25 protein-coding genes are annotated in these 22,952 nt (G+C 62.4%); 23 read left to right on the forward strand and 2 right to left on the reverse strand.

The window, feature by feature from the left end; genetic code table 11:
- The 16 genes from rplE (at position 1) to rplQ (ending at position 8,445) form a co-directional block, all read left to right on the forward strand.
- Complete coding sequence (rplE, locus tag NHH73_03855) at positions 1 to 540, forward strand: 50S ribosomal protein L5 (protein USX27445.1); 540 nt, start codon at positions 1 to 3, stop codon at positions 538 to 540.
- Between the two features lie 7 nt (positions 541 to 547).
- Complete coding sequence (gene rpsN / locus NHH73_03860; GenBank protein ID USX27446.1) at positions 548 to 853, forward strand: 30S ribosomal protein S14; 306 nt, start codon at positions 548 to 550, stop codon at positions 851 to 853.
- Between the two features lie 14 nt (positions 854 to 867).
- Positions 868 to 1,263: a 30S ribosomal protein S8 gene (gene rpsH, locus NHH73_03865; GenBank protein ID USX27447.1), complete on the forward strand. Its 396-nt coding sequence runs from the start codon at positions 868 to 870 to the stop codon at positions 1,261 to 1,263.
- Between the two features lie 10 nt (positions 1,264 to 1,273).
- On the forward strand, positions 1,274 to 1,807 hold the full coding sequence (rplF, locus tag NHH73_03870; protein USX27448.1) for a 50S ribosomal protein L6: 534 nt from the start codon (positions 1,274 to 1,276) through the stop codon (positions 1,805 to 1,807).
- Between the two features lie 13 nt (positions 1,808 to 1,820).
- Positions 1,821 to 2,183: a 50S ribosomal protein L18 gene (gene rplR, locus NHH73_03875; protein ID USX27449.1), complete on the forward strand. Its 363-nt coding sequence runs from the start codon at positions 1,821 to 1,823 to the stop codon at positions 2,181 to 2,183.
- A 9-nt stretch (positions 2,184 to 2,192) separates the two neighbouring features.
- Positions 2,193 to 2,711, forward strand: coding sequence for a 30S ribosomal protein S5 (rpsE, locus tag NHH73_03880; GenBank protein ID USX27450.1), 519 nt, complete (start codon positions 2,193 to 2,195; stop codon positions 2,709 to 2,711).
- 10 nt (positions 2,712 to 2,721) lie between these two features.
- Positions 2,722 to 2,904, forward strand: coding sequence for a 50S ribosomal protein L30 (rpmD, locus tag NHH73_03885; protein USX27451.1), 183 nt, complete (start codon positions 2,722 to 2,724; stop codon positions 2,902 to 2,904).
- Between the two features lie 27 nt (positions 2,905 to 2,931).
- The gene (gene rplO / locus NHH73_03890; protein ID USX27452.1) at positions 2,932 to 3,363 is read left to right on the forward strand and encodes a 50S ribosomal protein L15; all 432 of its coding nucleotides are present in this window, start codon (positions 2,932 to 2,934) and stop codon (positions 3,361 to 3,363) included.
- Positions 3,364 to 3,395: 32 nt separating this feature from the next.
- Positions 3,396 to 4,730, forward strand: a complete 1,335-nt coding sequence (gene secY / locus NHH73_03895) for a preprotein translocase subunit SecY (protein ID USX27453.1) — start codon at positions 3,396 to 3,398, stop codon at positions 4,728 to 4,730.
- An 18-nt stretch (positions 4,731 to 4,748) separates the two neighbouring features.
- Positions 4,749 to 4,967: a translation initiation factor IF-1 gene (infA, locus tag NHH73_03900; GenBank protein ID USX27454.1), complete on the forward strand. Its 219-nt coding sequence runs from the start codon at positions 4,749 to 4,751 to the stop codon at positions 4,965 to 4,967.
- A gap of 20 nt (positions 4,968 to 4,987) precedes the next feature.
- Positions 4,988 to 5,101, forward strand: coding sequence for a 50S ribosomal protein L36 (rpmJ, locus tag NHH73_03905; GenBank protein ID USX27455.1), 114 nt, complete (start codon positions 4,988 to 4,990; stop codon positions 5,099 to 5,101).
- Between the two features lie 27 nt (positions 5,102 to 5,128).
- On the forward strand, positions 5,129 to 5,494 hold the full coding sequence (gene rpsM, locus NHH73_03910) for a 30S ribosomal protein S13 (protein USX27456.1): 366 nt from the start codon (positions 5,129 to 5,131) through the stop codon (positions 5,492 to 5,494).
- Positions 5,495 to 5,508: 14 nt separating this feature from the next.
- Positions 5,509 to 5,913: a 30S ribosomal protein S11 gene (gene rpsK / locus NHH73_03915; protein ID USX27457.1), complete on the forward strand. Its 405-nt coding sequence runs from the start codon at positions 5,509 to 5,511 to the stop codon at positions 5,911 to 5,913.
- A gap of 235 nt (positions 5,914 to 6,148) precedes the next feature.
- Complete coding sequence (rpsD, locus tag NHH73_03920) at positions 6,149 to 6,772, forward strand: 30S ribosomal protein S4 (protein ID USX27458.1); 624 nt, start codon at positions 6,149 to 6,151, stop codon at positions 6,770 to 6,772.
- A 108-nt stretch (positions 6,773 to 6,880) separates the two neighbouring features.
- Positions 6,881 to 7,858: a DNA-directed RNA polymerase subunit alpha gene (rpoA, locus tag NHH73_03925; protein USX27459.1), complete on the forward strand. Its 978-nt coding sequence runs from the start codon at positions 6,881 to 6,883 to the stop codon at positions 7,856 to 7,858.
- Between the two features lie 188 nt (positions 7,859 to 8,046).
- Entirely contained in the window at positions 8,047 to 8,445 is a 399-nt protein-coding gene (gene rplQ, locus NHH73_03930) for a 50S ribosomal protein L17 (protein USX27460.1), read from the forward strand.
- Positions 8,446 to 8,520: 75 nt separating this feature from the next.
- Here the strand turns inward: rplQ and NHH73_03935 are convergent, their stop codons facing one another.
- On the reverse strand, positions 8,521 to 10,197 hold the full coding sequence (locus NHH73_03935; GenBank protein ID USX27461.1) for a M28 family peptidase: 1,677 nt from the start codon (positions 10,195 to 10,197) through the stop codon (positions 8,521 to 8,523).
- Between the two features lie 167 nt (positions 10,198 to 10,364).
- Here NHH73_03935 and dsbD point away from each other — a divergent pair, with 167 nt between their 5' ends.
- On the forward strand, positions 10,365 to 12,281 hold the full coding sequence (gene dsbD, locus NHH73_03940) for a protein-disulfide reductase DsbD (GenBank protein ID USX27462.1): 1,917 nt from the start codon (positions 10,365 to 10,367) through the stop codon (positions 12,279 to 12,281).
- A 103-nt stretch (positions 12,282 to 12,384) separates the two neighbouring features.
- Here dsbD and NHH73_03945 read toward each other — a convergent pair whose 3' ends face one another.
- The gene (locus NHH73_03945) at positions 12,385 to 12,861 is read right to left on the reverse strand and encodes a Spy/CpxP family protein refolding chaperone (protein USX27463.1); all 477 of its coding nucleotides are present in this window, start codon (positions 12,859 to 12,861) and stop codon (positions 12,385 to 12,387) included.
- Positions 12,862 to 13,090: 229 nt separating this feature from the next.
- Between NHH73_03945 and NHH73_03950 the strand changes: the two genes are divergently transcribed.
- The 6 genes from NHH73_03950 to NHH73_03975 all read left to right on the forward strand — a co-directional run bounded on the left by NHH73_03950 (position 13,091) and on the right by NHH73_03975 (position 22,843).
- Positions 13,091 to 13,819 (forward strand): response regulator, encoded by a 729-nt coding sequence (locus tag NHH73_03950; GenBank protein ID USX27464.1) that lies wholly within the window; start codon positions 13,091 to 13,093, stop codon positions 13,817 to 13,819.
- Positions 13,816 to 15,168, forward strand: coding sequence for an ATP-binding protein (locus NHH73_03955; protein ID USX27465.1), 1,353 nt, complete (start codon positions 13,816 to 13,818; stop codon positions 15,166 to 15,168). Before NHH73_03950 ends, NHH73_03955 begins: the two co-directional genes overlap by 4 nt.
- Before the next feature lie 185 nt (positions 15,169 to 15,353).
- Positions 15,354 to 16,526, forward strand: a complete 1,173-nt coding sequence (locus NHH73_03960; protein USX27466.1) for an efflux RND transporter periplasmic adaptor subunit — start codon at positions 15,354 to 15,356, stop codon at positions 16,524 to 16,526.
- Between the two features lie 3 nt (positions 16,527 to 16,529).
- On the forward strand, positions 16,530 to 19,679 hold the full coding sequence (locus tag NHH73_03965; GenBank protein USX27467.1) for an efflux RND transporter permease subunit: 3,150 nt from the start codon (positions 16,530 to 16,532) through the stop codon (positions 19,677 to 19,679).
- 73 nt (positions 19,680 to 19,752) lie between these two features.
- Positions 19,753 to 21,774 carry an FAD/NAD(P)-binding protein gene (locus tag NHH73_03970; GenBank protein ID USX27468.1) on the forward strand — a complete coding sequence of 674 codons (2,022 nt, stop codon included), beginning with the start codon at positions 19,753 to 19,755 and terminating at the stop codon, positions 21,772 to 21,774.
- 169 nt (positions 21,775 to 21,943) lie between these two features.
- On the forward strand, positions 21,944 to 22,843 hold the full coding sequence (locus tag NHH73_03975) for a hypothetical protein (GenBank protein ID USX27469.1): 900 nt from the start codon (positions 21,944 to 21,946) through the stop codon (positions 22,841 to 22,843).
- Positions 22,844 to 22,952 lie beyond the last annotated feature (109 nt).

The raw sequence follows: 22,952 nt of genomic DNA on the forward strand, positions 1-22,952 counted from the left end.
ATGGCACGTCTCCAAGAATTCTACAAAGATAAAGTCGTCGCCGACCTGACCGCGAAATTCGGTTACAAGTCGGTGATGGAAGTTCCACGCCTGACCAAGATCACCCTGAACATGGGTGTTGGTGAGGCAATCGCGGACAAGAAAGTCCTCGAACACGCCGTCGGCGACCTGACCAAGATCGCTGGCCAAAAGCCAGTGACGACCAAGTCGCGCAAGGCTATCGCGGGTTTCAAAATCCGTGAAGGCTACCCGATCGGTACCATGGTCACCCTGCGTGGCGCTCGCATGTACGAGTTCCTCGATCGCTTCATTACCGTGGCCCTGCCGCGCGTGCGCGATTTCCGTGGTGTCAATGGTCGTTCGTTCGATGGCCGCGGCAACTATAACATCGGTGTCAAAGAGCAGATCATCTTCCCTGAGATCGAGTACGACAAGATCGATGCGCTGCGTGGTATGAACATTTCGATTACCACCACCGCCAAGACCGACGACGAAGCCAAAGCTTTGCTCGCCGCCTTTAAATTCCCGTTCAGGAACTAAGAAGATCATGGCAAAACTCGCACTGATTAACCGTGAGCAAAAGCGTGTGGACCTGGCGAACAAATTCGCCGCCAAGCGCGCTTCGCTGAAGGCCATCATTGATGACCAGTCGAAGTCGGAAGAAGAACGTTACGAAGCGCGCCTGAAACTGCAAGCGCTGCCACGTAACTCGGCTCCGACCCGCCAGCGTAACCGCTGCGCCGTCACCGGTCGTCCTCGCGGCACTTTCCGTAAATTCGGTCTGGGCCGTATCAAGCTCCGTGAATTCGCCATGCGTGGTGAGATTCCGGGTATGACTAAAGCAAGCTGGTAATAGGAGAATATGCAATGAGTATGAGCGATCCTATCGCCGATATGCTGACCCGCATTCGTAACGCCCAGGGCGTGCAAAAAACGACCGTGGCCATGCCATCGTCGAAAGTCAAAATTGCGATTGCCAACGTCCTCAAGGACGAGGGTTACATTGAAGATTTCGCCGTAGCCGAAGCTGGTGGCAAAGCGGAACTGAAAATCGGTTTGAAGTATTATGTTGGCCGTCCCGTCATCGAGCGCCTTGAGCGCGTGTCCCGTCCGGGCCTGCGCGTCTACAAGGGCAAGGACGAGATCCCTACTGTGATGAATGGCTTGGGTGTGGCGATCGTGTCGACTCCGCAAGGCGTCATGACGGACCGCAAAGCACGCGCTACCGGTGTCGGCGGCGAAGTTATTTGCTACGTCGCATAAGGAGTTAGACATGTCTCGTGTAGCTAAAATGCCAATCGCTGTGCCAGCTGGCGCTGATGTCGCCATCTCCGCACAGGCGATCACTGTCAAGGGCCCGCTGGGCGTCTTGACCCAGGTCCTCAACGGCCAGGTCAAAGTGGAAAACAAAGAAGGAACCCTCAATTTCGTCCCGGCCGATGACAGCCGCGAAGCCAATGCCATGTCCGGCACGCTGCGCGCACTGGTCAACAACATGGTCACCGGCGTCACCAAGGGTTTCGAGAAAAAGCTGAACCTGGTCGGTGTGGGTTACAAGGCGCAAGCGCAGGGCGACAAGCTGAATCTGTCGCTGGGCTTCTCGCACCCTGTCGTGCACTCGATGCCAGCCGGCGTCACCTGCGCTACCGCAACGCCAACGGAGATCGTCATCAAAGGCATCGACCGTCAGCAAGTGGGCCAAGTGGCTGCTGAAGTTCGCGCTTACCGCTCCCCAGAGCCTTATAAAGGCAAGGGTGTTCGCTATGCGGACGAAGTGGTTAAGATCAAAGAAACCAAGAAGAAGTAACTAGGGGCTGACGATGGACAAGAAAGAATCACGTCTGCGCCGCGGACGCCAAACCCGGATCAAGATCGCGCAACAGAAAGTGAACCGCCTGTCGGTACACCGCACTAACCTGCATATCTACGCGAACCTGATCTCGCCGGATGCCAAAGTACTGGTATCGGCCTCCACGGCAGAAGTCGAAGTGCGCAACGAACTGGCTGGCAAATCGGGCAAGGGCGGCAACGCTGCCGCTGCCGCGATCGTCGGCAAGCGCGTCGCAGAAAAAGCACTGAAAGCAGGGATTACCGAAGTCGCGTTCGACCGCTCCGGTTTCCGTTACCACGGCCGTGTGAAGGCGCTGGCAGAAGCCGCGCGCGAAGCCGGTCTGAAGTTCTAAGGAACGATCATGGCAAAAATGCAAGCAAAAATGGCAAGCGACAAGCCGGATGACGGCATGCGCGAAAAAATGATCGCGATCAACCGCGTGACCAAAGTGGTCAAGGGTGGTCGTATCATGGGTTTCGCCGCGCTGACCGTGGTTGGTGACGGCGATGGCCGCATCGGCATGGGCAAGGGCAAGTCGAAAGAGGTACCGGTCGGTGTGCAGAAGGCAATGGAAGAAGCCCGTCGCAACCTGATCAAGGTCAACCTGAAAAACGGCACCCTGCAGCACACCGTTACCGGCCGTCACGGCGCATCGAAAGTGATGATGTCGCCTGCGAAACCAGGTACCGGCGTCATCGCTGGCGGCGCAATGCGCGCGATCTTCGAAGTAATGGGCGTGACCGACGTCGTGGCGAAATCCACCGGCTCGAGCAACCCTTACAACCTGGTCCGTGCAACGCTGGATGGTCTGGCAAAAATGAGTACTCCTGCTGAAATTGCTGCGAAACGCGGCAAGTCGGTAGAAGAAATCCTGGGCTAAGGTGAACGTTATGACAACCAAAACCGTCAAAGTACAATTGGTCAAGGGCTTGATCGGCACGCGTGAAGACCACCGTGCCACCGTCCGCGGTCTGGGCCTGCGTCGTGTCAACTCGGTCTCCGAGCTGCAAGACACCCCATCCGTGCGCGGCATGATCAACAAAGTATCGTACCTCGTTAAAGTAGTTGCGTAAGCCCCCGGGCTTACACACGGAGAAATCATGGAACTGAATACCATTCAACCAGCCGATGGCGCCAAGCACTACAAGCGTCGCGTCGGCCGCGGTATCGGCTCCGGTCTGGGTAAAACCTCGGGCCGTGGTCACAAGGGTCAAAAATCGCGTTCGGGCGGCTTCCACAAAGTCGGTTTCGAAGGCGGTCAGATGCCTCTGCAACGCCGTCTGCCTAAGCGCGGTTTCAAGTCGCTCAACGCCACCTTCAAAGCTGAAGTGCGCCTGTCCGACCTGAACAACCTGCCGGTCGGCGACGTCGACATCCTGGTGCTCAAGCAAGCCGGCGTGCTGGCTGTGCTGGCCCGCGACGTGCGCGTCATTCTGTCCGGCGAGATCACCAAAGCGGTGAACCTCAAAGGCCTGAAAGTGACCGCTGGCGCGAAAGCGGCCATCGAAGCAGCCGGCGGCTCGGTAGCCTGAGTTGACCGCTAACAGCTTGATCGGAGCGAAAATTGGCGACTAATCCACAATTGGCTAAAAGTGCTGCTGCCGGGTTCCCTTGGAACCGGCTCTGGTTCTTGCTTGGTGCATTGGTGGTTTATCGTATCGGCGCTCACATCCCGGTTCCCGGGATCGATCCGGTACAATTGGCCGCGCTGTTCAAGTCGCAAGAGGGCGGCATCCTGGGCATGTTGAACATGTTCAGCGGTGGCGCTCTGGCGCGCTTCACAGTCTTTGCGCTGGGTATCACGCCTTACATTTCGGCCTCGATCATCATGCAACTGGTGTCGATCGTGTCGCCGCAGATGGAAGCGCTGAAGAAGGAAGGCGAATCGGGCCGTCGCAAGATCACCCAGTACACCCGGTATTTCACGGTCGTGCTGGCGCTGTTCCAGGCGTTGTCGATCGCCGTGGCGCTGGAGTCGCAGCCAGGTCTGGTGCTCGATCCCGGCTACGCGTTCCGCTTCGTGACCGTGGTCACCCTGCTGACCGGCACCATGTTCGTCATGTGGCTCGGCGAGCAGATCACCGAACGCGGTCTGGGCAACGGCATCTCGATCATCATCTTCGCGGGTATCGCGGCAGGTCTGCCGAGCGCGCTGGGCGGTTTGGGTGCCTCGGTGAGCAACGGTTCGATCGGCGCGTTCTCGGCGATCATCATCATGATCCTGGTGGTGGCGGTGACGTTCTTCGTGGTGTTTGTCGAACGTGGCCAGCGCAAGATTCTGGTGAACTACGCCAAACGCCAGGTGGGTAACAAGATTTACGGTGGACAAACGTCGCACCTGCCATTGAAGTTGAACATGGCCGGCGTGATCCCACCGATTTTCGCTTCGTCGATTATCTTGTTCCCGGCAACGATCGTGGGCTGGTTCACGCAGGGCGCCGATACGGCCAACCCTGTCGTCCGGTTCCTGAAAGATTTGGCAGCATCGATGGGGCCAGGCGAGCCCATCCACGCACTGTTGTATGCCATTGCGATCGTGTTTTTCTGTTTCTTCTATACGGCGCTGGTCTTCAACAGCAAGGAAACAGCGGATAACTTGAAGAAGAGCGGGGCCTTTGTGCCAGGGATTCGTCCCGGTGAGCAGACTGCCCGTTACATCGACAAGATCCTGACACGTTTGACACTGGCTGGCGCCATCTACATCACTCTGGTGTGTTTGTTGCCGGAATTCATGCAAGCCGAGTGGAAGGTACCGTTCTATTTTGGTGGTACTTCTCTGTTGATTATTGTGGTTGTGACCATGGATTTCATGGCCCAGGTACAAAACTACGTGATGTCGCAGCAATATGAATCGCTGCTGCGCAAAGCAAATTTCAAAGGCGGAATTCCGACGCGATAAGCGCGGTAAACATACCGAATGGCAAAAGACGACGTCATACAGATGCAGGGCGAGATTCTTGAGAATCTCCCCAATGCAACATTTCGAGTAAAGCTGGAAAACGGACACGTGGTGCTCGGGCATATTTCGGGTAAAATGCGGATGAACTATATCCGCATTCTTCCTGGCGACAAGGTGACGGTCGAACTGACACCTTACGATCTGAGCCGAGCACGCATTGTGTTCCGGACCAAGTAACTAACCAAAGAGAGAGCAAAATGAAAGTTAACGCCTCAGTCAAGCGGATCTGCCGCAACTGCAAGATCATCAAGCGCAAGGGCGTCGTTCGCGTAATCTGCGTCGAACCGCGTCACAAGCAGCGTCAAGGTTAATAACCGTTATTTATCGAGGAATAACGAATGGCACGTATTGCAGGGGTTAATATCCCAAATCATCAGCACACCGTTATCGGCCTGACGGCCATCTATGGTGTAGGCCGCCCACGCGCAAAGTTCATCTGCGCCGCGACGGGTATTGCGACCGATAAAAAGGTCAAGGATCTGGACGACAGCGAGCTGGAAAAGCTGCGCGATGAAGTAGCTAAATTCATCGTCGAAGGCGACCTGCGCCGCGAACTGTCCATGAACATCAAGCGTTTGATGGATCTGGGTTGCTACCGCGGCATGCGTCACCGTAAGGGCCTGCCGGTCCGCGGTCAGCGCACCCGCACCAATGCACGTACCCGCAAGGGCCCGCGCAAAGCCGCTCAATCGCTCAAGAAATAATCTAGGGAAATCACATGGCTAAGCAACAAAGCAGCGCAGCAGCAGCGCGCGTACGCAAGAAGGTCAAGAAGAACGTCGCCGAAGGTATCGCGCACGTTCACGCTTCCTTCAACAACACCATCATCACCATCACCGACCGTCAGGGCAATGCTCTGTCGTGGGCGACCTCCGGTGGTGCTGGCTTCAAGGGTTCGCGTAAATCGACCCCGTTCGCAGCGCAGGTTGCGGCTGAAGCGGCTGGTAAAGTCGCTGTTGAATGCGGCGTGAAGAACCTGGAAGTGCGTATCAAGGGCCCAGGTCCTGGTCGCGAATCCGCAGTGCGCGCACTGAACAACCTGGGCATCAAGATCACCGAGATCCAGGACGTTACCCCAGTGCCACACAACGGCTGCCGTCCTCCAAAACGTCGTCGTATCTAATCGCGCGGTCGGCGGCGAAGTTCGCTTCGCCTCCTTCCGGCTATTAGAAATCGCTGGAGCAGAAAGCCGGAAACGGTTATACTGCCCGGCTGTTGTCGCCTGTCGAACGCATTCGGCGGGTTATTCGTATTTAAGCCACCGTCTGGCCCACCCTGAGGATCAGACTAGCGCCTAACCGCAATCCGGGAATTCCCGTCTGTGGCTGGGGCGTTATTATTTATAAAAAGGAAGCATCGTGGCACGTTATATCGGACCTAAAGCAAAACTCTCCCGCCGTGAAGGTACTGACCTGTTCCTGAAGAGCGCACGTCGCTCGCTCGACAGCAAGTGCAAACTGGACGTCAAACCAGGCCAGCACGGCGTCAAGTCGGGTGCCCGCACCTCGGACTACGGCAACCAACTGCGCGAAAAGCAAAAAGTCAAGCGTATGTACGGCGTTCTGGAACGTCAGTTCCGTCGCTACTTCGCCGAAGCGGACCGTCGCAAGGGTAACACCGGCGAAACCCTGCTGAAGCTGCTGGAAACCCGCCTGGACAACGTTGCATACCGCATGGGCTTCGGCTCGACCCGCGCTGAAGCGCGTCAGCTGGTATCGCACAAAGCGTTCACCGTGAACGGCCAAGTGGTCAACATCGCTTCGTACTCGGTCAAGATCGGCGACGTCGTTGCCGTGCGCGAAAAGTCGAAGAAGCAAGTGCGTATCGTTGAAGCGCTGTCGCTGGCTGAACAAGTCGGCATGCCAAGCTGGGTGTCGGTCGATGCCAAGAAAATGGAAGGCACCTTCAAGTCCCTGCCAGAGCGTAACGAGATCGCCAACGACGTCAACGAATCGCTGATCGTCGAACTGTACTCGCGTTAATCTGTAGTCTAGCTGTAAAAAACCCGCCCGCTGTGATCAGCGGGCGTTTTCACTAATGCCATCAGCCTTATCGGCCTAACGCGCCGAGGGTATTGAAAAGGACATTTCATGCAAAACAGTTTGTTGAAGCCACGTATTATCGATGTAGAGGCGCTGGGCGCCGGCCACGCTAAAGTAGTGATGGAGCCGTTCGAACGCGGCTATGGCCATACATTGGGTAATGCGCTGCGTCGCGTACTGCTGTCGTCGATGGTCGGCTACGCGCCAACCGAAGTGACGATCGCCGGCGTCGTGCACGAATACTCGTCGCTCGACGGCGTGCAGGAAGACGTCGTCGACCTGCTGCTGAACCTCAAGGGCGTGGTCTTCAAAGTCCACAACCGTGACTCCGTCACCCTGACCCTGAAAAAGGAAGGCGAAGGCGCCATCCTGGCCTCGGACATCGATCTGCCACACGACGTGGAACTGATCAATCCGGACCACGTGATCGCCCACCTGACCGCCGGCGGCAAACTGGACATGCAGATCAAAGTCGAAAAAGGCCGTGGCTATGTGCCGGGCAACGTTCGCCGCCTGTCCGAAGACACCAACAAAACCATCGGCCGCATCATTCTGGATGCGTCGTTCTCGCCAGTGCGCCGCGTTTCCTACTTCGTCGAGTCCGCTCGCGTGGAACAGCGTACCGACCTGGACAAGCTGATCATCAACATCGAAACCAACGGCGTCATCTCGCCGGAAGAAGCGATCCGTCAGTCGGCGCGCGTCCTGGTTGACCAGTTGAACGTGTTCGCCGCCCTGGAAGGCACCGAAGCCGCCGCCGAAGCGCCATCGCGCGCGCCGCTGGTCGATCCGATCCTGCTGCGTCCAGTGGACGACCTGGAACTGACCGTGCGTTCGGCCAACTGCCTGAAAGCGGAAAACATCTACTACATCGGCGACCTGATCCAGCGTTCGGAAAACGAACTGCTCAAGACGCCAAACCTGGGCCGCAAGTCCCTGAACGAAATCAAGGAAGTTCTGGCTTCCCGTGGCCTGACCCTGGGCATGAAGCTGGAAAACTGGCCGCCTGCCGGGCTGGAAAAATAACAAGGTAACAAATTGGTGACAGTGCTGGACATCGCTCAGCGATGTTCTGCCCTGTCACCAACTGATTAGCAGTTGTAGCACCCGCCCGGCACATGTTGTGCCGGGCGTTATCCCTAGAACCGGTCCGCGCCCACCGTCACACGTGAGCGATCGAAGAACTCGGATTTAAACACCTGAAAGGAAGTACCATGCGTCACCGTCACGGCCTCCGTAAACTGAATCGTACCTCGTCCCACCGTCTGGCAATGCTGCGCAACATGACCGTTTCCCTGCTGCGTCATGAAGCCATCAAAACCACGCTGCCAAAAGCGAAAGAACTGCGTCGCGTGATCGAGCCGATCCTGACCCTGGGCAAGACCGACACCCTGGCAAACAAGCGTCTGGCATTCTCCCGTCTGCGCGATCGTGAAATGGTTCTGAAGCTGTTCGCAGAACTGGGCCCACGCTACGCAAACCGCAACGGCGGCTACCTGCGCATCCTGAAAATGGGTTTCCGTGTTGGCGACAACGCTCCAATGGCTTACGTTGAGCTGATGGACCGTCCAGAAGTCACCGACATCGACGCCGCTCCAACCGCTGAAGAGTAATCTTCGCTGTTGTGGTAGTTGTCTAGAAAAAGCCAGGCTCAGCCTGGCTTTTTTGTTGGCCGCTGCGTCACGCGCTTACTTCAACCGCTTGTCGCCCGCCGACTTGAACTCCGACCCCGCGTTCCACGTCGGCGTCATGCCCTGTGCGATATCCAGGCCCACCTGGAACAGCAGCTGGATGTCCTGCACGCCGCCGCTGAAATCCCAATCGCCGCGCACATCGTCGGTCACCTGGTGGTAATCCTTGGTGAAGTAGTAATCGACCTTCTCGCGCGCATAGTTCTCCGGCTTGTCCAGATAGCGGCTGCGAGCCTTGGTGTACAGCACCGGCACGCCGGCGCGGGCGAACTCCAGCTGGTCGGCCCGGTAGAAACTGCCCAGCTCCGGACGCGAATCGCCGTCCATCACCCGGCCCTGCGTCATGGCGTATCTGGCCAGCAAGCCGTCGATGCTCGAATGCCCGGACGTCACGTTCTCGATCTGTGCCGTCTTGCCCCAGGCGTTGATGCCGTCAATGTTGATGTTGGCGACCGTTTTTTTCAGCGGATACAGCGGATGGGCCGCGTAGTATTTCGCGCCCAGCAGGCCGCGCTCCTCGGCGGTGGTCGCCAGGAACAGGATCGAGCGCTTCGGCGCCTGCGCCGGTGGCAGCGCCTTATAGGCCTTGGCGATCTCCATCAGCGCGGCCACGCCGGAGGCGTTGTCGAGCGCGCCGTGGTAGATCTGTTTGGTGCGCTCGCCCGGCAGGCGCTCGTCGATGCCCAGATGGTCCCAGTGGGCGCTGTAGATGACGAATTCATCCTTCAGCTTGGGGTCGCTGCCCGGGATCATCGCCACCACGTTGTTCGAGTTGACGGTGCGCGCCGTGTTGTCGATCTTGAAGCTGGCCGTTCCTTTCAGGCTGACGGGACGGAAGTCCTTGGTCAGCGCCTGCTGTTTCAGCTTGTCGAAATCGTAGCCGGCGGCCGCCATCATCGCCTTGGCCTTGTCCAGCTGGATCCAGCCCGGCACCGCCGGCGCGTCCGGATCGGGGCCGTCGCGCAGCAGGCTGAAGTTCTCGCTGTTGCCGCCGCTGCGCACCACGTCCCACGGGTACGCCGCCGGCTTGGTCTCGTGGATGATGATCGCCGCCGCCGCGCCCAGTTTGGCGGCGATCTCGTACTTGTAGGTCCAGCGGCCGTAATAGGTCATCGCCTTGCCCTTGAACATGGCCGGGTCGAGCTCGGCCGGATTCTTCGGATCGGGCACGGCCGGATCGTTGATCAGCATCAGGATGGTCTTGCCGCGCACGTCGACACCCTTGTAATCATCCCAGCCGTACTCGGGCGCCTGCACACCGTAGCCGACGAACACGATCTCGGACTTGTCGACGGCCACCTTGGCCGGCTGGCTGGTCGAGTGCGCGACATAGTCTTCCGGGAAATTGAGCGCCACGGTCTTGCCGCCGATCGTGTAGGTGAACGACGGCGCCGGCGTCATGCCGCGCATCGGCACCGGCTGCACCCAGCTGCCGTTCGGATTGCCCGGTTTCAGGCCCAGCTTTTTGAATTCCTGCTCCAGATACGCCACCGTCTTCGCTTCGCCGGCCGAGCCCGGGGCGCGGCCCTCGAATTCGTCGGAAGCCAAAGTCTTGATATGGGTCAGCAAATCGTCGGCGGACACGGCGGCCAGCGCCTCGGCCGGCGCTTGCGCCAGGGTCGGGACGGCGGCCAGCGCCAAAGCGGAAAACAGCAACGGGCGTAACGTAGACATCGGAGTCGGCTCCAGGTGGGCAAAAATTAAGTTTCGCACAAAACGGCGACGCCGGTAAATTCGCCGCGATAACCGCTGGTCACCGTGCCCGGGCGCGGGCGGGAAACCACGGCTCGGTGTACTATCGCACTTGCTCCAACGACCATCCCCGCTGATAGAAGGTTTTCATGTCCCGTTTCGCCCGTCTTTTTGCCACGCTGTTGTCCCTGATCGCCGTGCTGTTGACCGGTCCCGCCCGCGCCCAGGACTTCCTCGATCCCGCGCTGGCGTTCAAGTTCTCCGCGCGCATGGTCGACGGCCACACGATCGCGGTCAACTTCCAGATCGCCGACGGCTACTACATGTACCGCGAACCGTTCAAGTTCAGCGCCGTCGGCGCCAAGCTCGGCACGCCTTTGATCCCGGCCGGCAAAGTCCACTACGACGCCACGTTTGAAAAGGACGTCGAAACCTACCGCCAGAACGTCACCATCACGATACCGGTCGACGTCGACGGCCCGTTCACCTTGCTGGTCAGCGGGCAGGGTTGCTCGGAAAAAGGCCTGTGCTACTCGCCGCAAGACTACAAGGCGCAGCTGACCGGCAGCGGCTCGGTGCCGCTGCCGGCCGCGCCCGGCGCGAAGGGCGCGGCCACGGCCGCCGCCGCGAAGCCGGTCGCCGCAGCGGCAGCAACGACAACGGCCGCCACTTCGGCCCCGGCCATCGGCGAAGGCAAACCGGCCGCCGTCAGCCCCGGCGTCAATATCTACACCATCCCCAAGCCGACCGCCGAGGACATCGTGCCACCTGCGCCGCCACCTGCCGCCGTGGCGGCTGCACCGGTCGGTGAATCGGGCCGGCTGGAAGCCGCGCTCAAGACCGGCAGCCTGCTGGTGATCCTGCCGCTGTTCGCCTTGCTCGGCCTGGGCCTGTCGTTCACGCCGTGCGTGCTGCCGATGGTGCCCATTTTGTCGTCGATCATCGTCGGCGAGGGCGACCGCAGTAACCGCAGCCGCGGTCTGCTGCTGTCGGTCACCTACGCGCTGGGCATGGCCATTGTCTACACCGCGCTTGGCGTGGCAGCCGGCCTGGCGGGCGAGGGCTTGTCCGCCGCGCTGCAAAATCCGTGGGTGCTGGGCACCTTCGCCGTGCTGATGGCGATCCTGTCGCTGTCGATGTTCGGCTACTACGACCTGCAAGTGCCTGCCGCGCTGCAGTCCAAATTGAGCGGCGTCTCCAACCGCCAATCCTCCGGCAAGCTGGCCGGCGTGTTCGTCATGGGCGCGATCTCGGCGCTTATCGTTGGCCCGTGCGTGGCCGCTCCGCTGGCCGCCGCGCTGGTCTACATCAGCCAGACGCGCGACATCGTCATCGGCGGCAGCGCGCTGTTCGCGATGGCGGTCGGCATGAGCGTGCCGCTGATCCTGGTCGGCGTCTCCGCCGGCGCCTTGCTGCCCAAGGCCGGCAAGTGGATGGATTCGGTCAAGCGCTTCTTTGGCGTGCTGATGCTGGCGATGGCATGGTGGCTGGTGTCGCCGGTGCTGCCGGCGGCCGTGCAGATGATGGGCTGGGCCGCGCTGCTGGTCGGCTACGGCATGTACTTGCTGCTCAATTCCGGCGCCTGGGTCGGCAAGACGGTGGGCGTGGCGGTCGCCGTGCTGGGGCTGACGCAACTGGTTGGCGTGGTCAGCGGCGGACGCGATCCGCTGGCGCCGCTGGCGCACTTGACCGGCAACCAGCACACGCCGCTGGTGTTCCAGCGCATCAAGACCGTGGCGCAGCTCGATGCGGTGCTGGCGCAGACTGGCGGCAAGACCGCCATGCTCGATTTCTATGCGGATTGGTGCGTGTCGTGCAAGGAGATGGAGAAGCTGACCTTCGTCGACGCCAAGGTGCGCGACAAGCTGGCCAACACGGTGCTGCTGCAGGTGGACGTAACGGCCAACGACGCCGACGACAAGGCCATGCTGAAGCGGTTCGGCTTATTCGGACCGCCGGGGATCATCTTATTTGACGGCAAAGGGCAGGAGATACCTGGCGCGCGCGTGATCGGCTATCAGAACGCCGGTCAGTTCCACAATTCCTTGTCGCGCGCGTTCCCCTAAACCCGGGGTCAAGTCTGTCATTCGGACACGGCCTGAACACTACACGGCCTTTACGGCTGAGATTGTGTCCGAATGTCAGACTTGACCCCCGCAGGTTTTTACATCAGCCGTGATGACGCCAGCCGCCGCGCTGGCCGTGGCCGCCGTACTTGCCGCCCATGGCGCGCTCGTCGAACATCTTCTTCTGCTCCGGCGTCAGCTGGCCGTAGAACGAAGTCAGCGCCGTCAGGTGCGTTTCCATCTTTGCCTCGCGCTGCTTGGTCATCTCGATCATCTTGCTCAAACGTTCAGGCGCCGTCAGCTTGGCGAACTCGCCTCGCTGCGGACGCGCGCCGTCCGGCATCGATGGCTTGATCGCCGCCTGGTAGCTGGTCCAGGCCGATTCCTGCTGCGCCGTCAGCTTCAGCTGGTCATGCAGCCTGGCCTGGCGCTTGGCGTACATCTCCGACATCTTGGCGCGGCGCTGCTCCATGTTGGCGGTCTGGTCCCGGCCGGCGGCCGGCGCTGCGTCCTGCGCGTGCGCGGCGGCCATGCCCAGCACCGTAAAACCGATCAGTATGCTTTTGCGAAGTACGTTCATGGTCATTTCCTTTATCGATGAGTAGTTCAGTGATTCACGGTATCGCGGTAGTTTGTTGCCGCGCTTGAACCCATCTTCGCAGCCGAAGATTGCCATGACGTTTCCCGTGTCATAGTGTTTGTATCCAGATGTTTCGCGTTGTCACCGCGTTGTCACAACCTTGCGGTCATATACAAGACGATACAATTGGTGATTGGTCAGGCGCGTCCGAACTAAGGATAATTAAGGCATGGAACCCACATCTACTATTCTGATCGTCGACGACGACCGCGACATCCGTACCCTGCTGGCCGACTACCTGGAATCGAACAGCTACCGGGCGCTGTGCGCCGCCGACGGCGTGGCCATGTGGAAGATGCTCGACGAAGCCAAACCCGACCTGGTCGTGCTCGACCTCAACCTGCCCGGCGATGATGGCCTGACCCTGTGCCGCAAGCTGCGCGCGCAGTCGACCCTGCCGGTGATCATGCTGACCGCGCGCGGCGAGCCGCTCGACCGCATCCTCGGCCTCGAAATGGGCGCCGACGACTACCTGCCCAAACCGTTCGAGCCGCGCGAGCTGCTGGCCCGCATCCGCAGCGTCCTGCGCCGCAGTAACGCCATGCCCAGCGGCAGCGGCACCGACAAGGCGCAGCAGATGCGCTTTTCCAACTGGACCCTCGACCTGACGGCGCGCCACCTGCTCAACCCGGACGGCATCGTCATCATGCTGTCGGGCGCCGAGTTCCGCCTGCTCAAAGTATTCCTCGAACATCCAAACCGCGTGCTCAACCGCGACCAGCTGTTGAACCTGACGCAAGGCCGCGACGCCGATCCGTTCGACCGCTCGATCGACATCCAGATCAGCCGCCTGCGGCAAAAGCTGGGCGAGGACGCGCGCGTGCCGCAGATTATCAAGACCGTGCGCAACGGCGGCTACGTGCTGGCCGGCCAGGTCACCGTGGAGCCGCACCCTTGAAAGCGTTCTTCGGCTCGATGACCGGCCGGGTCTTTACCGTCCTGCTGCTCGGCATCATCGCCTCGGCGGCGCTGACCCAGTGGCTGGCCGTCGGCGAGCGCACCCGCGCGTTCGAACGCTACCGCGACTTCCATGCGATGGAGCGCGCCGAACAGCTGATCTCGACCGCCGAGGCGCTCACCGAACCGTCGCGCGCGACCTATCTGCGCATGGCCACGCGCGGCACCATCCTGCTGCAGCGCCCCGACCAACCGCTGGCCGACACCACCGGCCCGACCGAATTTTCCACCCGCTTGCAGCAGCGCCTCGGCCAGGGCATCCAGCTGATGCCGCTGCGCGAGCGCCCGGCCGCCTGCTACCAGCCGCGCCAGAGCTACATCTTCGCGCCGTCGCAATGGGGCGGTGCTTGCGAGGCCATGCGCGTGCGCCTGCGCGACGGCGAACTGCTCAAGCTGTCGATCCTGCCGCCGCCCGAGAAGCCGGCCACCGAGTACAGCGAGATGCTGGCGCTGCTGCCGTTCCTGTTCAGCGTCGCGGTGCTGGCCTACCTGGTCACGCGCATGACGATGCGTCCGCTCAAGCTGCTGGCGCAGGCGGCCAAGGACCTGGGCAACGACATCAACCATCCGCCCGTCGTGCTCAGCGGCGCGGCCGAGATCCGCCAGGCCAGCGCCGCCTTCAACGCCATGCAGGCGCGCATCCGCCAGCACATCATGCAGCGCACGCAGATGCTGGCGGCCATCACACACGACCTGCAAACCCCGCTCACGCGCCTGCGCCTGCGGCTGGAAAAGGTCGACAACGCCGACCTGCAGCAGCGCCTGATCGACGACCTGTCGGCGATGCAGCAGATGGTCAAGGAAGGCCTGGACCTGGCGCGCAGCATGGACACCACGGAAACCATGCAGGCGCTCGACCTCGACTCGCTGCTCGACAGCGTCTGCAGCGACGCCACCGACAGCGGCCAGCCGGTCGAGCTGAACGGCAAGGCCGGCATGGCGCTGATGGGCCGGCCGCTGGCGATCCGCCGCTGCCTGGTCAATTTGATCGACAACGCCGTCAAGTACGGCCACCACGCCAACGTCACCGTCGAGCGCCTGGCGGGCGCGGCGCGCATCCGCATCCGCGACGGCGGCCCCGGCATTCCGGACGACCAGATGGCGCGCGTGTTCGAGCCGTTCTACCGCATCGAGACGTCGCGCTCGCGCGAGTCCGGCGGCACCGGCCTGGGCCTGACGATCGCCCGCAACATCGCCGAGCAGCACGGCGCCAACGTGGTGCTGGCCAACCATGCGGACGGCGGGCTCGAGGTCACCCTGGTCGTGCCCGAGTTCTACGCCGTGCGCTGATCGGCGCGGCGCGCTCACCCGGCTTCGTGCGTTGCGCAAAACCGTCACGCAAAAACGCCACAGCGCGCCACAAAGTAGCGACGAAGCGCGAGTTTTGGTCAAAAATCATGCGACAATGCCTCCCCCTGATGCACGGCGGCAATAATCCTGGCACTACATTCATCGGTAAAACCCTGGCTTAAAAAATGAAAAAATCTTCGTTAGCATATGTGGTGGGCGCCATCGCGATCCTTGGCGGCGGCGTCTGGTACGCGACGCACGGCGGCGCCGGCCCGGCCCAGGCCGGTGCCCAGTCGAAGAACGGCAACGCCCCGCAGGGGCCGACCACGGTCAGCGTCGTCGCGCCGGCGCGCCAGGACGTCGCCGTCGTGCTGCAAGCGAACGGCACGGTGACGCCGGTCAGCACCGTCGACCTGCATCCGCAAACGACCAGCACCATCTCCAAGGTGCATATCAAGGAAGGGCAGTTCGTCACCTCCGGCGAGCTGATGTTCTCGCTCGACGACCGCAGCCAGCGCGCCAATGTGCAAAAGGCGCAAGCCCAGGTCGCGCGCGACCGCGCCACCCTGGCCGACGCCGAGCGCCAGTACCAGCGCGCGATGGATCTGCTGGAGCAGAAATTCGTCGCCCAAGGCGCCGTCGACACGCTCAAGAGCCAGGTCGAATCGGCCCGCGCGCTGCTCGAGGCCGACATCGCCGCCGCCCGCGCGGTCGGCGTCGACGCCAGCTACACCTCGATCCGCGCGCCGATGACGGGCCGGGTCGGCGCCATCAACGTCTATCCGGGCAGCCTGGTGCAGCTTGAGACGTCGCTCACCACCGTCACCCAGCTCGATCCGATCAACGTCGCCTTCACCCTGCCGGAGTCGGCGCTCGGTGCGCTGCTGGAGGCCAAGCAGCGCGGCACGGTGCCGGTCAAGGTTACCCTGGGCGGCTCGGACAAGGCAATCAACGGCGCCCTGAGCTTCATCGACAACACCGTCGATCCGGTCGCCGGCGTCATTCGCGTCAAGGCGCAGTTCGACAACAAGGGCAGCAGCCTGTGGCCGGGCCAGTACGTCAACGCCCAGCTGGTCTCCCATGTGATAAAAGACGCGACGGTGATCCCGCAAAACGCTATCATCAGCAATACCCGCGGCACTTTCGTCTACGCGGTCGATAGCGACCAATCGGCCAAGGTGGTCAACATCAAGCGGCTGCACTCCTTTGGCGACCAGGCCGCCGTGTCCGGATTGAGCGGCACCGAGAAAATCATCGTCGACGGCAAGCAAAACCTGCGGCCGGGCGGCAAGGTGCGGATCGCCGGCGCCGACAAGCCGGCCGAGCCGGGGACCGACAACGCGAAACAGAAGGGCTAGGCGATGAACCTTTCCGAGTTATGCATCCGGCGCCCCGTGATGGTGGTGCTACTGTCGCTGACCTTGGTGCTGGCGGGCGTGCTGTCGTACTTCTACATTCCGGTCGCCGCGCTGCCCAGCTATAACACGCCGGTCATCAACGTCTCGGCCGACCTGCCGGGCGCCTCGCCCGACACCATGGCCTCGTCGGTCGCGCTGCCGCTGGAAAAGCAGTTCTCGACCATCGCCGGCCTGTCGCTGATCACCTCCACCAACATCCTGGGCAATTCCTCGCTGACCCTGGAGTTCGATCCGAGCGTCAACGTCAACGAGGCGGCGGTCGATGTCCAGGCCGCGCTGTTGCGCGCCCAGCGCCAGTTGCCGGTCGAGATGACCGACCTGCCGTCCTACCGCAAGGTCAACCCGGCCGACGCGCCGGTGCTGTTCATGACGATGACGTCGCCGTCGATGACCCTGGCCGAGCTGAACGACTACGCCGAGAACCTGATCGCGCCGAGCCTGTCGACCCTGCCGGGCGTGGCGCAAGTCACCGTCAACGGCCAGAAGCGCTTCGCGGTGCGGGTGCGCGCCAAGTCGGACCTGATGAACGCGCGCGACCTCACCCTGGATGAGTTGCAGCAGGCGATCCGCTCGGCCAACGCCAACACGCCGCTGGGCATCCTGGACGGCCCCAGCCAGACGCTGACCATCCAGGGGAACGCCCAGCTGATGAAGGCGGCCGAATTCGCCGAGCTGATCGTCGCCACCCGCAACGGCGAGCCGGTGCGCCTGAAGGACGTCGCCACCGTCGAGGACAGCTTCCAGTCGGTCAAGACCGCCGGCAGCTACAACGGCGAGCGCTCGATCGTGCTGCTGGTGCAGCGCCAGCCCGACGCCAACACCGTGCAGGTGGTCGACGGCGTGCGCGCGCTGCTGCCGCGCTTCAAGAACCAGGTGCCGGAGTCGATCAGCATCAACCTCGTCAACGATCGTTCGGTGTCGATCCGCGAGGCCATCCACGACGTCAACCTGACCCTGCTGCTGACCATCTTCCTGGTGGTGATGGTGATCTTCCTGTTCCTGCGCCGCGCCGCCGCGACGTTTATTCCAGCGATCACGATGCCGATTTCGCTGCTGGGCGCGCTGGCCTTGTTGTACGCCTTCGGTTATAGCCTCGACAACGTTTCACTATTGGGCATCACCCTGGCCGTCGGCCTGGTGGTCGACGACGCCATCGTGGTGCTGGAAAACATCGTGCGCCACATCGAGATGGGCAAGAAACCGTTGCAGGCGTCGCTGATCGGCGCCAAGGAGATGGGCTTCACCATCATCTCGATCTCGGTCTCGCTGGTGGCCGTGTTCATCCCGATCTTCTTCATGCCGGGTGTGATCGGCTTGATGTTCCACGAATTCGCCGTCGTCGTCGCGCTGTCGGTGCTGGTGTCGGCGGCGGTGTCGCTGATGCTGGTGCCGATGCTGGCCAGCCGCCTGCTGCCGGCCGACACCATCGATCCGGAGCACGACAAGGGCAACTTCCTGGGCCGCTGGTTCGAGGCCGGTTTCACCAAACTGCGCAACGGCTACGCCAGCACCCTGGACGTGGCGCTGCGCCACCGGCCGGTCGTGCTGCTGGCCGCGCTGGGCACCTTCGTGCTGACGGCGGTGCTGTACATGACGATACCCAAGGGCTTCTTCCCCGAGGAGGACCTGGGCCAGATCCGCGTCAACACCGAGGCTTCCGAGGACATCTCGTCGGCCGCGCTGATGGCCTTGCAGGACCGCGTGGTGGCGGTGATCCGCGCCGACCCCAACGTGCAGGACGTGGTCTCGTTTGTCAGCGGCGGCAACAGCGGGCGCATGTTCCTGGTGCTCAAGCCGCGCGGCGAACGGCAGAAGATGCCGCAGGTGCTGGACAGCCTGCGCAAGGCCACCAAGGCCGTGCCCGGCATCGCCGTGTATCTGAGCCCGGTGCAGAACCTGCAGCTGGGCGGACGCCCGTCCAAGAGCCGCTACCAGTACACCCTGCAATCGGTCAGCCCCGGCGCGCTCAACGACTGGGCGCAGAAATACCTGGACCAGATGCGCAACGATCCCGACTTCCGCGACGTCACCAGCGATTCGCAGAACAAGGGCTTGCAGGCCTCGCTCAAGATCGACCGCGACAAGGCCAACAACCTCGGCGTGGCCATCGGCGACATCCGCACCGCGCTGTATCTGGCCTTCGGCGAGCGGCAGGTGTCGACCATCTATTCGCCGGCCGCCAGCTACTACGTGATCCTGGAGGCGGCCGACGCCGACCGCCAGTTCGACAGCGCGCTGACCCGGATCTCGGTGCGCAACAAGACCGGCCAGCTGGTCAAGCTGTCGAGCATCGCCAGCGTCGAGCGCACCATCGGCCCGACCGCCGTCAACCACCAGGGCCAGCTGCAGGCGATCACGATTTCGTTCAACCTGGCGCCGGATGTGCCGCTGGGCACGGCCACCGCCAAGATCGACCGCATGGGCGTGGACATGAACCTGCCGCCGTCGATCATCACCAACTATGGCGGCGACGCGGCGGTGTTCCAGAGCTCGCAGGGCAGCCAGCTGATCCTGATCCTGGCTGCCGTGGGCGTGATTTACGTGCTGCTGGGCGTGCTGTATGAAAGTTATATCCACCCGCTGACCATCCTGGCCGGCCTGCCGTCGGCGGCCGTGGGCGCCTTGCTGACTTTGCGCCTGTTCAACCTCGATCTGACGATGATTGCCATCATCGGTATTCTGATGCTGATCGGTATCGTCAAGAAGAACGCCATCATGATGATCGACTTCGCGCTGCACGTGCAGCGCAACGAGGGCCGCACGCCGGCCGAGGCGATCCGCGAGGCCTGCATCCTGCGCTTCCGGCCGATCATGATGACCACCCTGGCGGCGCTGATGGGCGCGCTGCCGATCGCGCTGGGCCTTGGCGCCGGCGCCGAACTGCGCCAGCCGCTGGGCTTGGCGGTGGTGGGCGGCTTGATCTTCTCGCAAGTGATCACCCTGTACATCACGCCCGTCATTTATCTGTTCCTCGATAAATACAGCGGCACCGGCCCGATGAGCGACGCCGAGCTGGCGGGGGACGTGGTTGATTACACTCCGGAAAGTGTGCACGCCGTACCACTGAAGGCCGTGAACATAGTCAAGCATTGACGGGTGACAAGTTAATTTAAGGGTCGCTTATTTATCATAGGCAAGTTGGCTATGACAAAAAGAGGCGACCGGAATGAAACGCTACAGTGTCACGATAGTAGGAATGGGTCCTCGCGGGCTCAGCGTACTTGAACGCATCGCGGCGATCGCCGGCAGCCGCCAGCTGCTGCTCGACATCATTTTGATCGAGCCCGGCGAATGCGGCCCCGGCGTGCACACCACGCGCCAGCCGCAGCATCTGTTGATCAACACGGTGGCCAGCCAGGTCACCATGTTCCCGGCGCTGGGCGCGGTGCATCACGCGCCGCTGTGCGCCACGCCGACGCTGACGGCGTGGGCGCGCCAGAGCGGTTACCGCCGCTTCGGCGACAGCTATCACAGGATCGCCGGCGCCGGCGCCGACATCACCGAGTCCGACTACCTGCCGCGCAGCATGCTGGGCGAATACCTGGCCTGGACCTACCAGCAGATCGCGGCCGCCTTGCCGGCCTGCCTCACGCTCACCCACCACCGCCTGCGCGCCAACGACCTGTGGCAGCAGCAGGACGGGCGCACCGCCATCGAGCTGGAAAGCGGTTTCATCGTCCACAGCGATTTCGTCTTCCTTACCACCGGCCACGGCCGCAATCGGCCCAGCGATCTGGATGCCGCGCTGGCCAAGTTCGCGCAGGACCACGCGCGCTACAACAGCCGCTTGTCGTTCGTGCGCCACATCTATCCGCTCGACAAGCTCGATCGCCTCGGCCCCGAGGCGCGCGTGGCGATCCAGGGGCTGGGCCTGAGCGCGCACGATGTGATCGCCGAGCTCACGGTGGGGCGCGGCGGCGCCTTCGTACGACAGCCGAACGGCGAGCCGAACGGCCAGGGGCGGCCGGGTTTGCTGCGTTATCAGCGCTCCGGGCGCGAGCCGAAACTGACCTTGTGCTCGCGCAACTGCCTGCCCTACGCCGCGCGCGGCATCAACCAGAAGGGGCTCGACGGCCGCCACCACCCGCATTACTTCACACCGGACGCGGTCGAGGCGCTGCGGCGCATGGCGCTGGCCACGCGCGGCAGCCGCCAGCTCGATTTCGACCGGGAACTGCTGCCGCTGCTCAAGCGCGAAATGGCCTGGGTCTACCGTAACACCCTGGCGCGCACTGCCGCGCTGCCGGCCAACAACGCCCGCGGCGGCGCGTGCGGGCACGCGGCCCCACAGCCTGCCTTGCCCGCCTCGCCAACGGCCGCCCTGGTGCCGGACCCGCTCACCTTCGTGCCGGACGCCGACGACGAGGCGATGATCGATGCGCTGCTGTTTCCGCTGCGCGAGCGCCAGTTCGCCAACCTCGACGAGTTCCGCGGCTTTTTCACCGACTGGCTGCAAACCGATCTGCGCGAGGCGCGGCTGGGCAATATCGACAGTCCGACCAAGGCCGCCACCGACGTGTTGCGCGATGTCCGCGCCACCTTGCAGGCCGCCATCGAGCACGGCGGGCTGACGCCGGCCTCGCACCGCAAGTTCCTCAACGTCTACAACCCGGCCATCAACCGCGCCGCCTTCGGCCCGCCGCTGCGCCGCAACGAGGAGCTGCTGGCGCTGCTCGACGCCGGCGTCATCGACATCGTCTCCGGCCCCAACAGCGTGGTCGAGACCGACGAGGACGATTCCACCTACGTGCTGAGCACCAAGTTCGCCGAGGGCACCGAGCGGCGGCCGGTCGATGTGCTGGTCGTGGCCCGGCTGGACGCCTTTTTTCCCGAGACGGACGAGTCATTACTGATCCGTAATGTGTTAAAACGCGGCTTGGTGCGGCCGTACTACAACGGCGTGTTCCACCCGGGCGGTATCGAAATCGACGAGGCGAGCCAGCCGCTCAACCTCCAGGGCGAACCGGCGCGCAATATCTGGGTGCTCGGCTATCCGGTCGAGGGTTGTCATTACTACACGCACGCCTTGCCGCGCCCGATGCTGCGCTCGCGCCAGGTGCTGGACGCCGACCGTTGCGCGACAGCCATGTTCGCGCAGATGGCCGATTATCCCCGCCGCCAGCCCGCGCGCCGCCCTCTGGCGGCCGTGTCCGCTACGGTGAACGACGGCACGCATGTCATTTTATAAAGGCCTGGATACATACGGTAACACCCGTCAAGACGTGAAAATTGTAAAGTGGAACCTTGGGATACGCGCACCGATTTGCACGGCGCGGTATGATGGTCCTGAACAGATGTTTCCAAACCATCGGGACTCTGGCACTATGGCCGCATTTTCACGCACAAGGTTTGGTATCTTGCACCACGACTCCCATATACTTTCCGCAACCGGATATTGCGAAACCTGCGGGCAACCCCTGCCGCAGGCCGGGGAGCCGCTCGCCACATGGGACCGCAAGCCCAAGACCAACCGCATCGGTATCGGTATCTCGATCGCCTTGCACTTGCTGGCCGTGTTGTATTACTTCATCGCGCCGGCGCCGGAAAAGACCAAGACCTCGGCGCCGCCCAAGGGGGGCCAGATGGTCTATATCCAGCCGCTGCCGATCACGCCGACCAAGCCGACGCCCAAACCGACGCCCAAGCCCACGCCTGAAGTGGCCAAGGCCAGCAAACCGCCGCCGCCGCGCAAGCAGACTGTTACCCGCGAGACGCCGGCCGCCGTCAAGCCCAAGCTGGAAACCTATGTGCCGCCGGTGCAGGCGACGATGACGCCGCCGCCCGAGGCGGACATGTCGGAAATGATCGCCAAGCGCCGCGCCGCGCGCGAAGCCAACAATCCGCAGCCGGCGCCGCCGGCGCCGGAGGAGAGCGCCAACGACCGCGCGCTGCGCATCGCCAAGGCCAATATCGCCGGCGCCCAGGGCCGCTCCAGCGGCGTGGACAAGGACGACACGGGCGGCGTGTTCTCGGTCGACAAGCGCTCTAACAGCGCCGACGTGAAGTTCCGTGGCTGGAACACCAACTTCAAGCGCAACTGGCTGCAGCAGATCCACGTCGAGCAGGGTGGCGAGCGCGACATCGAAACGGCCGTGGTCAAGGAAATGATCAAGATCATCCGCAAGGAAAAGCCGGGCGATTTCGAATGGGAATCGCGCCGCCTGGGCAAAACCGTCCACATGAGCGCGCGCAAGGAAGACGAGAAGGAATTGACCGCGTTCCTGCTGAAAGAGATGTTCCCCGAATACCGGCCGTAGGGTGGGGGCGGAAACCACCGTCCATCCCCCGAAACCCGCAGTCTATCGCAAAATCCTGCTAAGTATGCAACTTTACCTTATAGTAAGGTTGCCACGGACCCCGTCCGTC

Source organism: Oxalobacteraceae bacterium OTU3CINTB1, assembly GCA_024123955.1.
Lineage (GTDB): Bacteria > Pseudomonadota > Gammaproteobacteria > Burkholderiales > Burkholderiaceae_D > Rugamonas.

Bases quoted from the DNA above. Each gene is read 5' to 3' on its own strand.
- rplE (USX27445.1), top strand. From the start codon at position 1: ATGGCACGTCTCCAAGAATTCTACAAAGATAAAGTCGTCGCCGACCTG.
- rpsN (USX27446.1), top strand. From the start codon at position 548: ATGGCAAAACTCGCACTGATTAACCGTGAGCAAAAGCGTGTGGACCTG.
- rpsH (USX27447.1), top strand. From the start codon at position 868: ATGAGTATGAGCGATCCTATCGCCGATATGCTGACCCGCATTCGTAAC.
- rplF (USX27448.1), top strand. From the start codon at position 1,274: ATGTCTCGTGTAGCTAAAATGCCAATCGCTGTGCCAGCTGGCGCTGAT.
- rplR (USX27449.1), top strand. From the start codon at position 1,821: ATGGACAAGAAAGAATCACGTCTGCGCCGCGGACGCCAAACCCGGATC.
- rpsE (USX27450.1), top strand. From the start codon at position 2,193: ATGGCAAAAATGCAAGCAAAAATGGCAAGCGACAAGCCGGATGACGGC.
- rpmD (USX27451.1), top strand. From the start codon at position 2,722: ATGACAACCAAAACCGTCAAAGTACAATTGGTCAAGGGCTTGATCGGC.
- rplO (USX27452.1), top strand. From the start codon at position 2,932: ATGGAACTGAATACCATTCAACCAGCCGATGGCGCCAAGCACTACAAG.
- infA (USX27454.1), top strand. From the start codon at position 4,749: ATGGCAAAAGACGACGTCATACAGATGCAGGGCGAGATTCTTGAGAAT.
- rpmJ (USX27455.1), top strand. From the start codon at position 4,988: ATGAAAGTTAACGCCTCAGTCAAGCGGATCTGCCGCAACTGCAAGATC.
- rpsM (USX27456.1), top strand. From the start codon at position 5,129: ATGGCACGTATTGCAGGGGTTAATATCCCAAATCATCAGCACACCGTT.
- rpsK (USX27457.1), top strand. From the start codon at position 5,509: ATGGCTAAGCAACAAAGCAGCGCAGCAGCAGCGCGCGTACGCAAGAAG.
- rpoA (USX27459.1), top strand. From the start codon at position 6,881: ATGCAAAACAGTTTGTTGAAGCCACGTATTATCGATGTAGAGGCGCTG.
- rplQ (USX27460.1), top strand. From the start codon at position 8,047: ATGCGTCACCGTCACGGCCTCCGTAAACTGAATCGTACCTCGTCCCAC.
- NHH73_03935 (USX27461.1), bottom strand. From the start codon at position 10,197: ATGTCTACGTTACGCCCGTTGCTGTTTTCCGCTTTGGCGCTGGCCGCC.
- dsbD (USX27462.1), top strand. From the start codon at position 10,365: ATGTCCCGTTTCGCCCGTCTTTTTGCCACGCTGTTGTCCCTGATCGCC.
- NHH73_03945 (USX27463.1), bottom strand. From the start codon at position 12,861: ATGAACGTACTTCGCAAAAGCATACTGATCGGTTTTACGGTGCTGGGC.
- NHH73_03950 (USX27464.1), top strand. From the start codon at position 13,091: ATGGAACCCACATCTACTATTCTGATCGTCGACGACGACCGCGACATC.
- NHH73_03960 (USX27466.1), top strand. From the start codon at position 15,354: ATGAAAAAATCTTCGTTAGCATATGTGGTGGGCGCCATCGCGATCCTT.
- NHH73_03965 (USX27467.1), top strand. From the start codon at position 16,530: ATGAACCTTTCCGAGTTATGCATCCGGCGCCCCGTGATGGTGGTGCTA.
- NHH73_03970 (USX27468.1), top strand. From the start codon at position 19,753: ATGAAACGCTACAGTGTCACGATAGTAGGAATGGGTCCTCGCGGGCTC.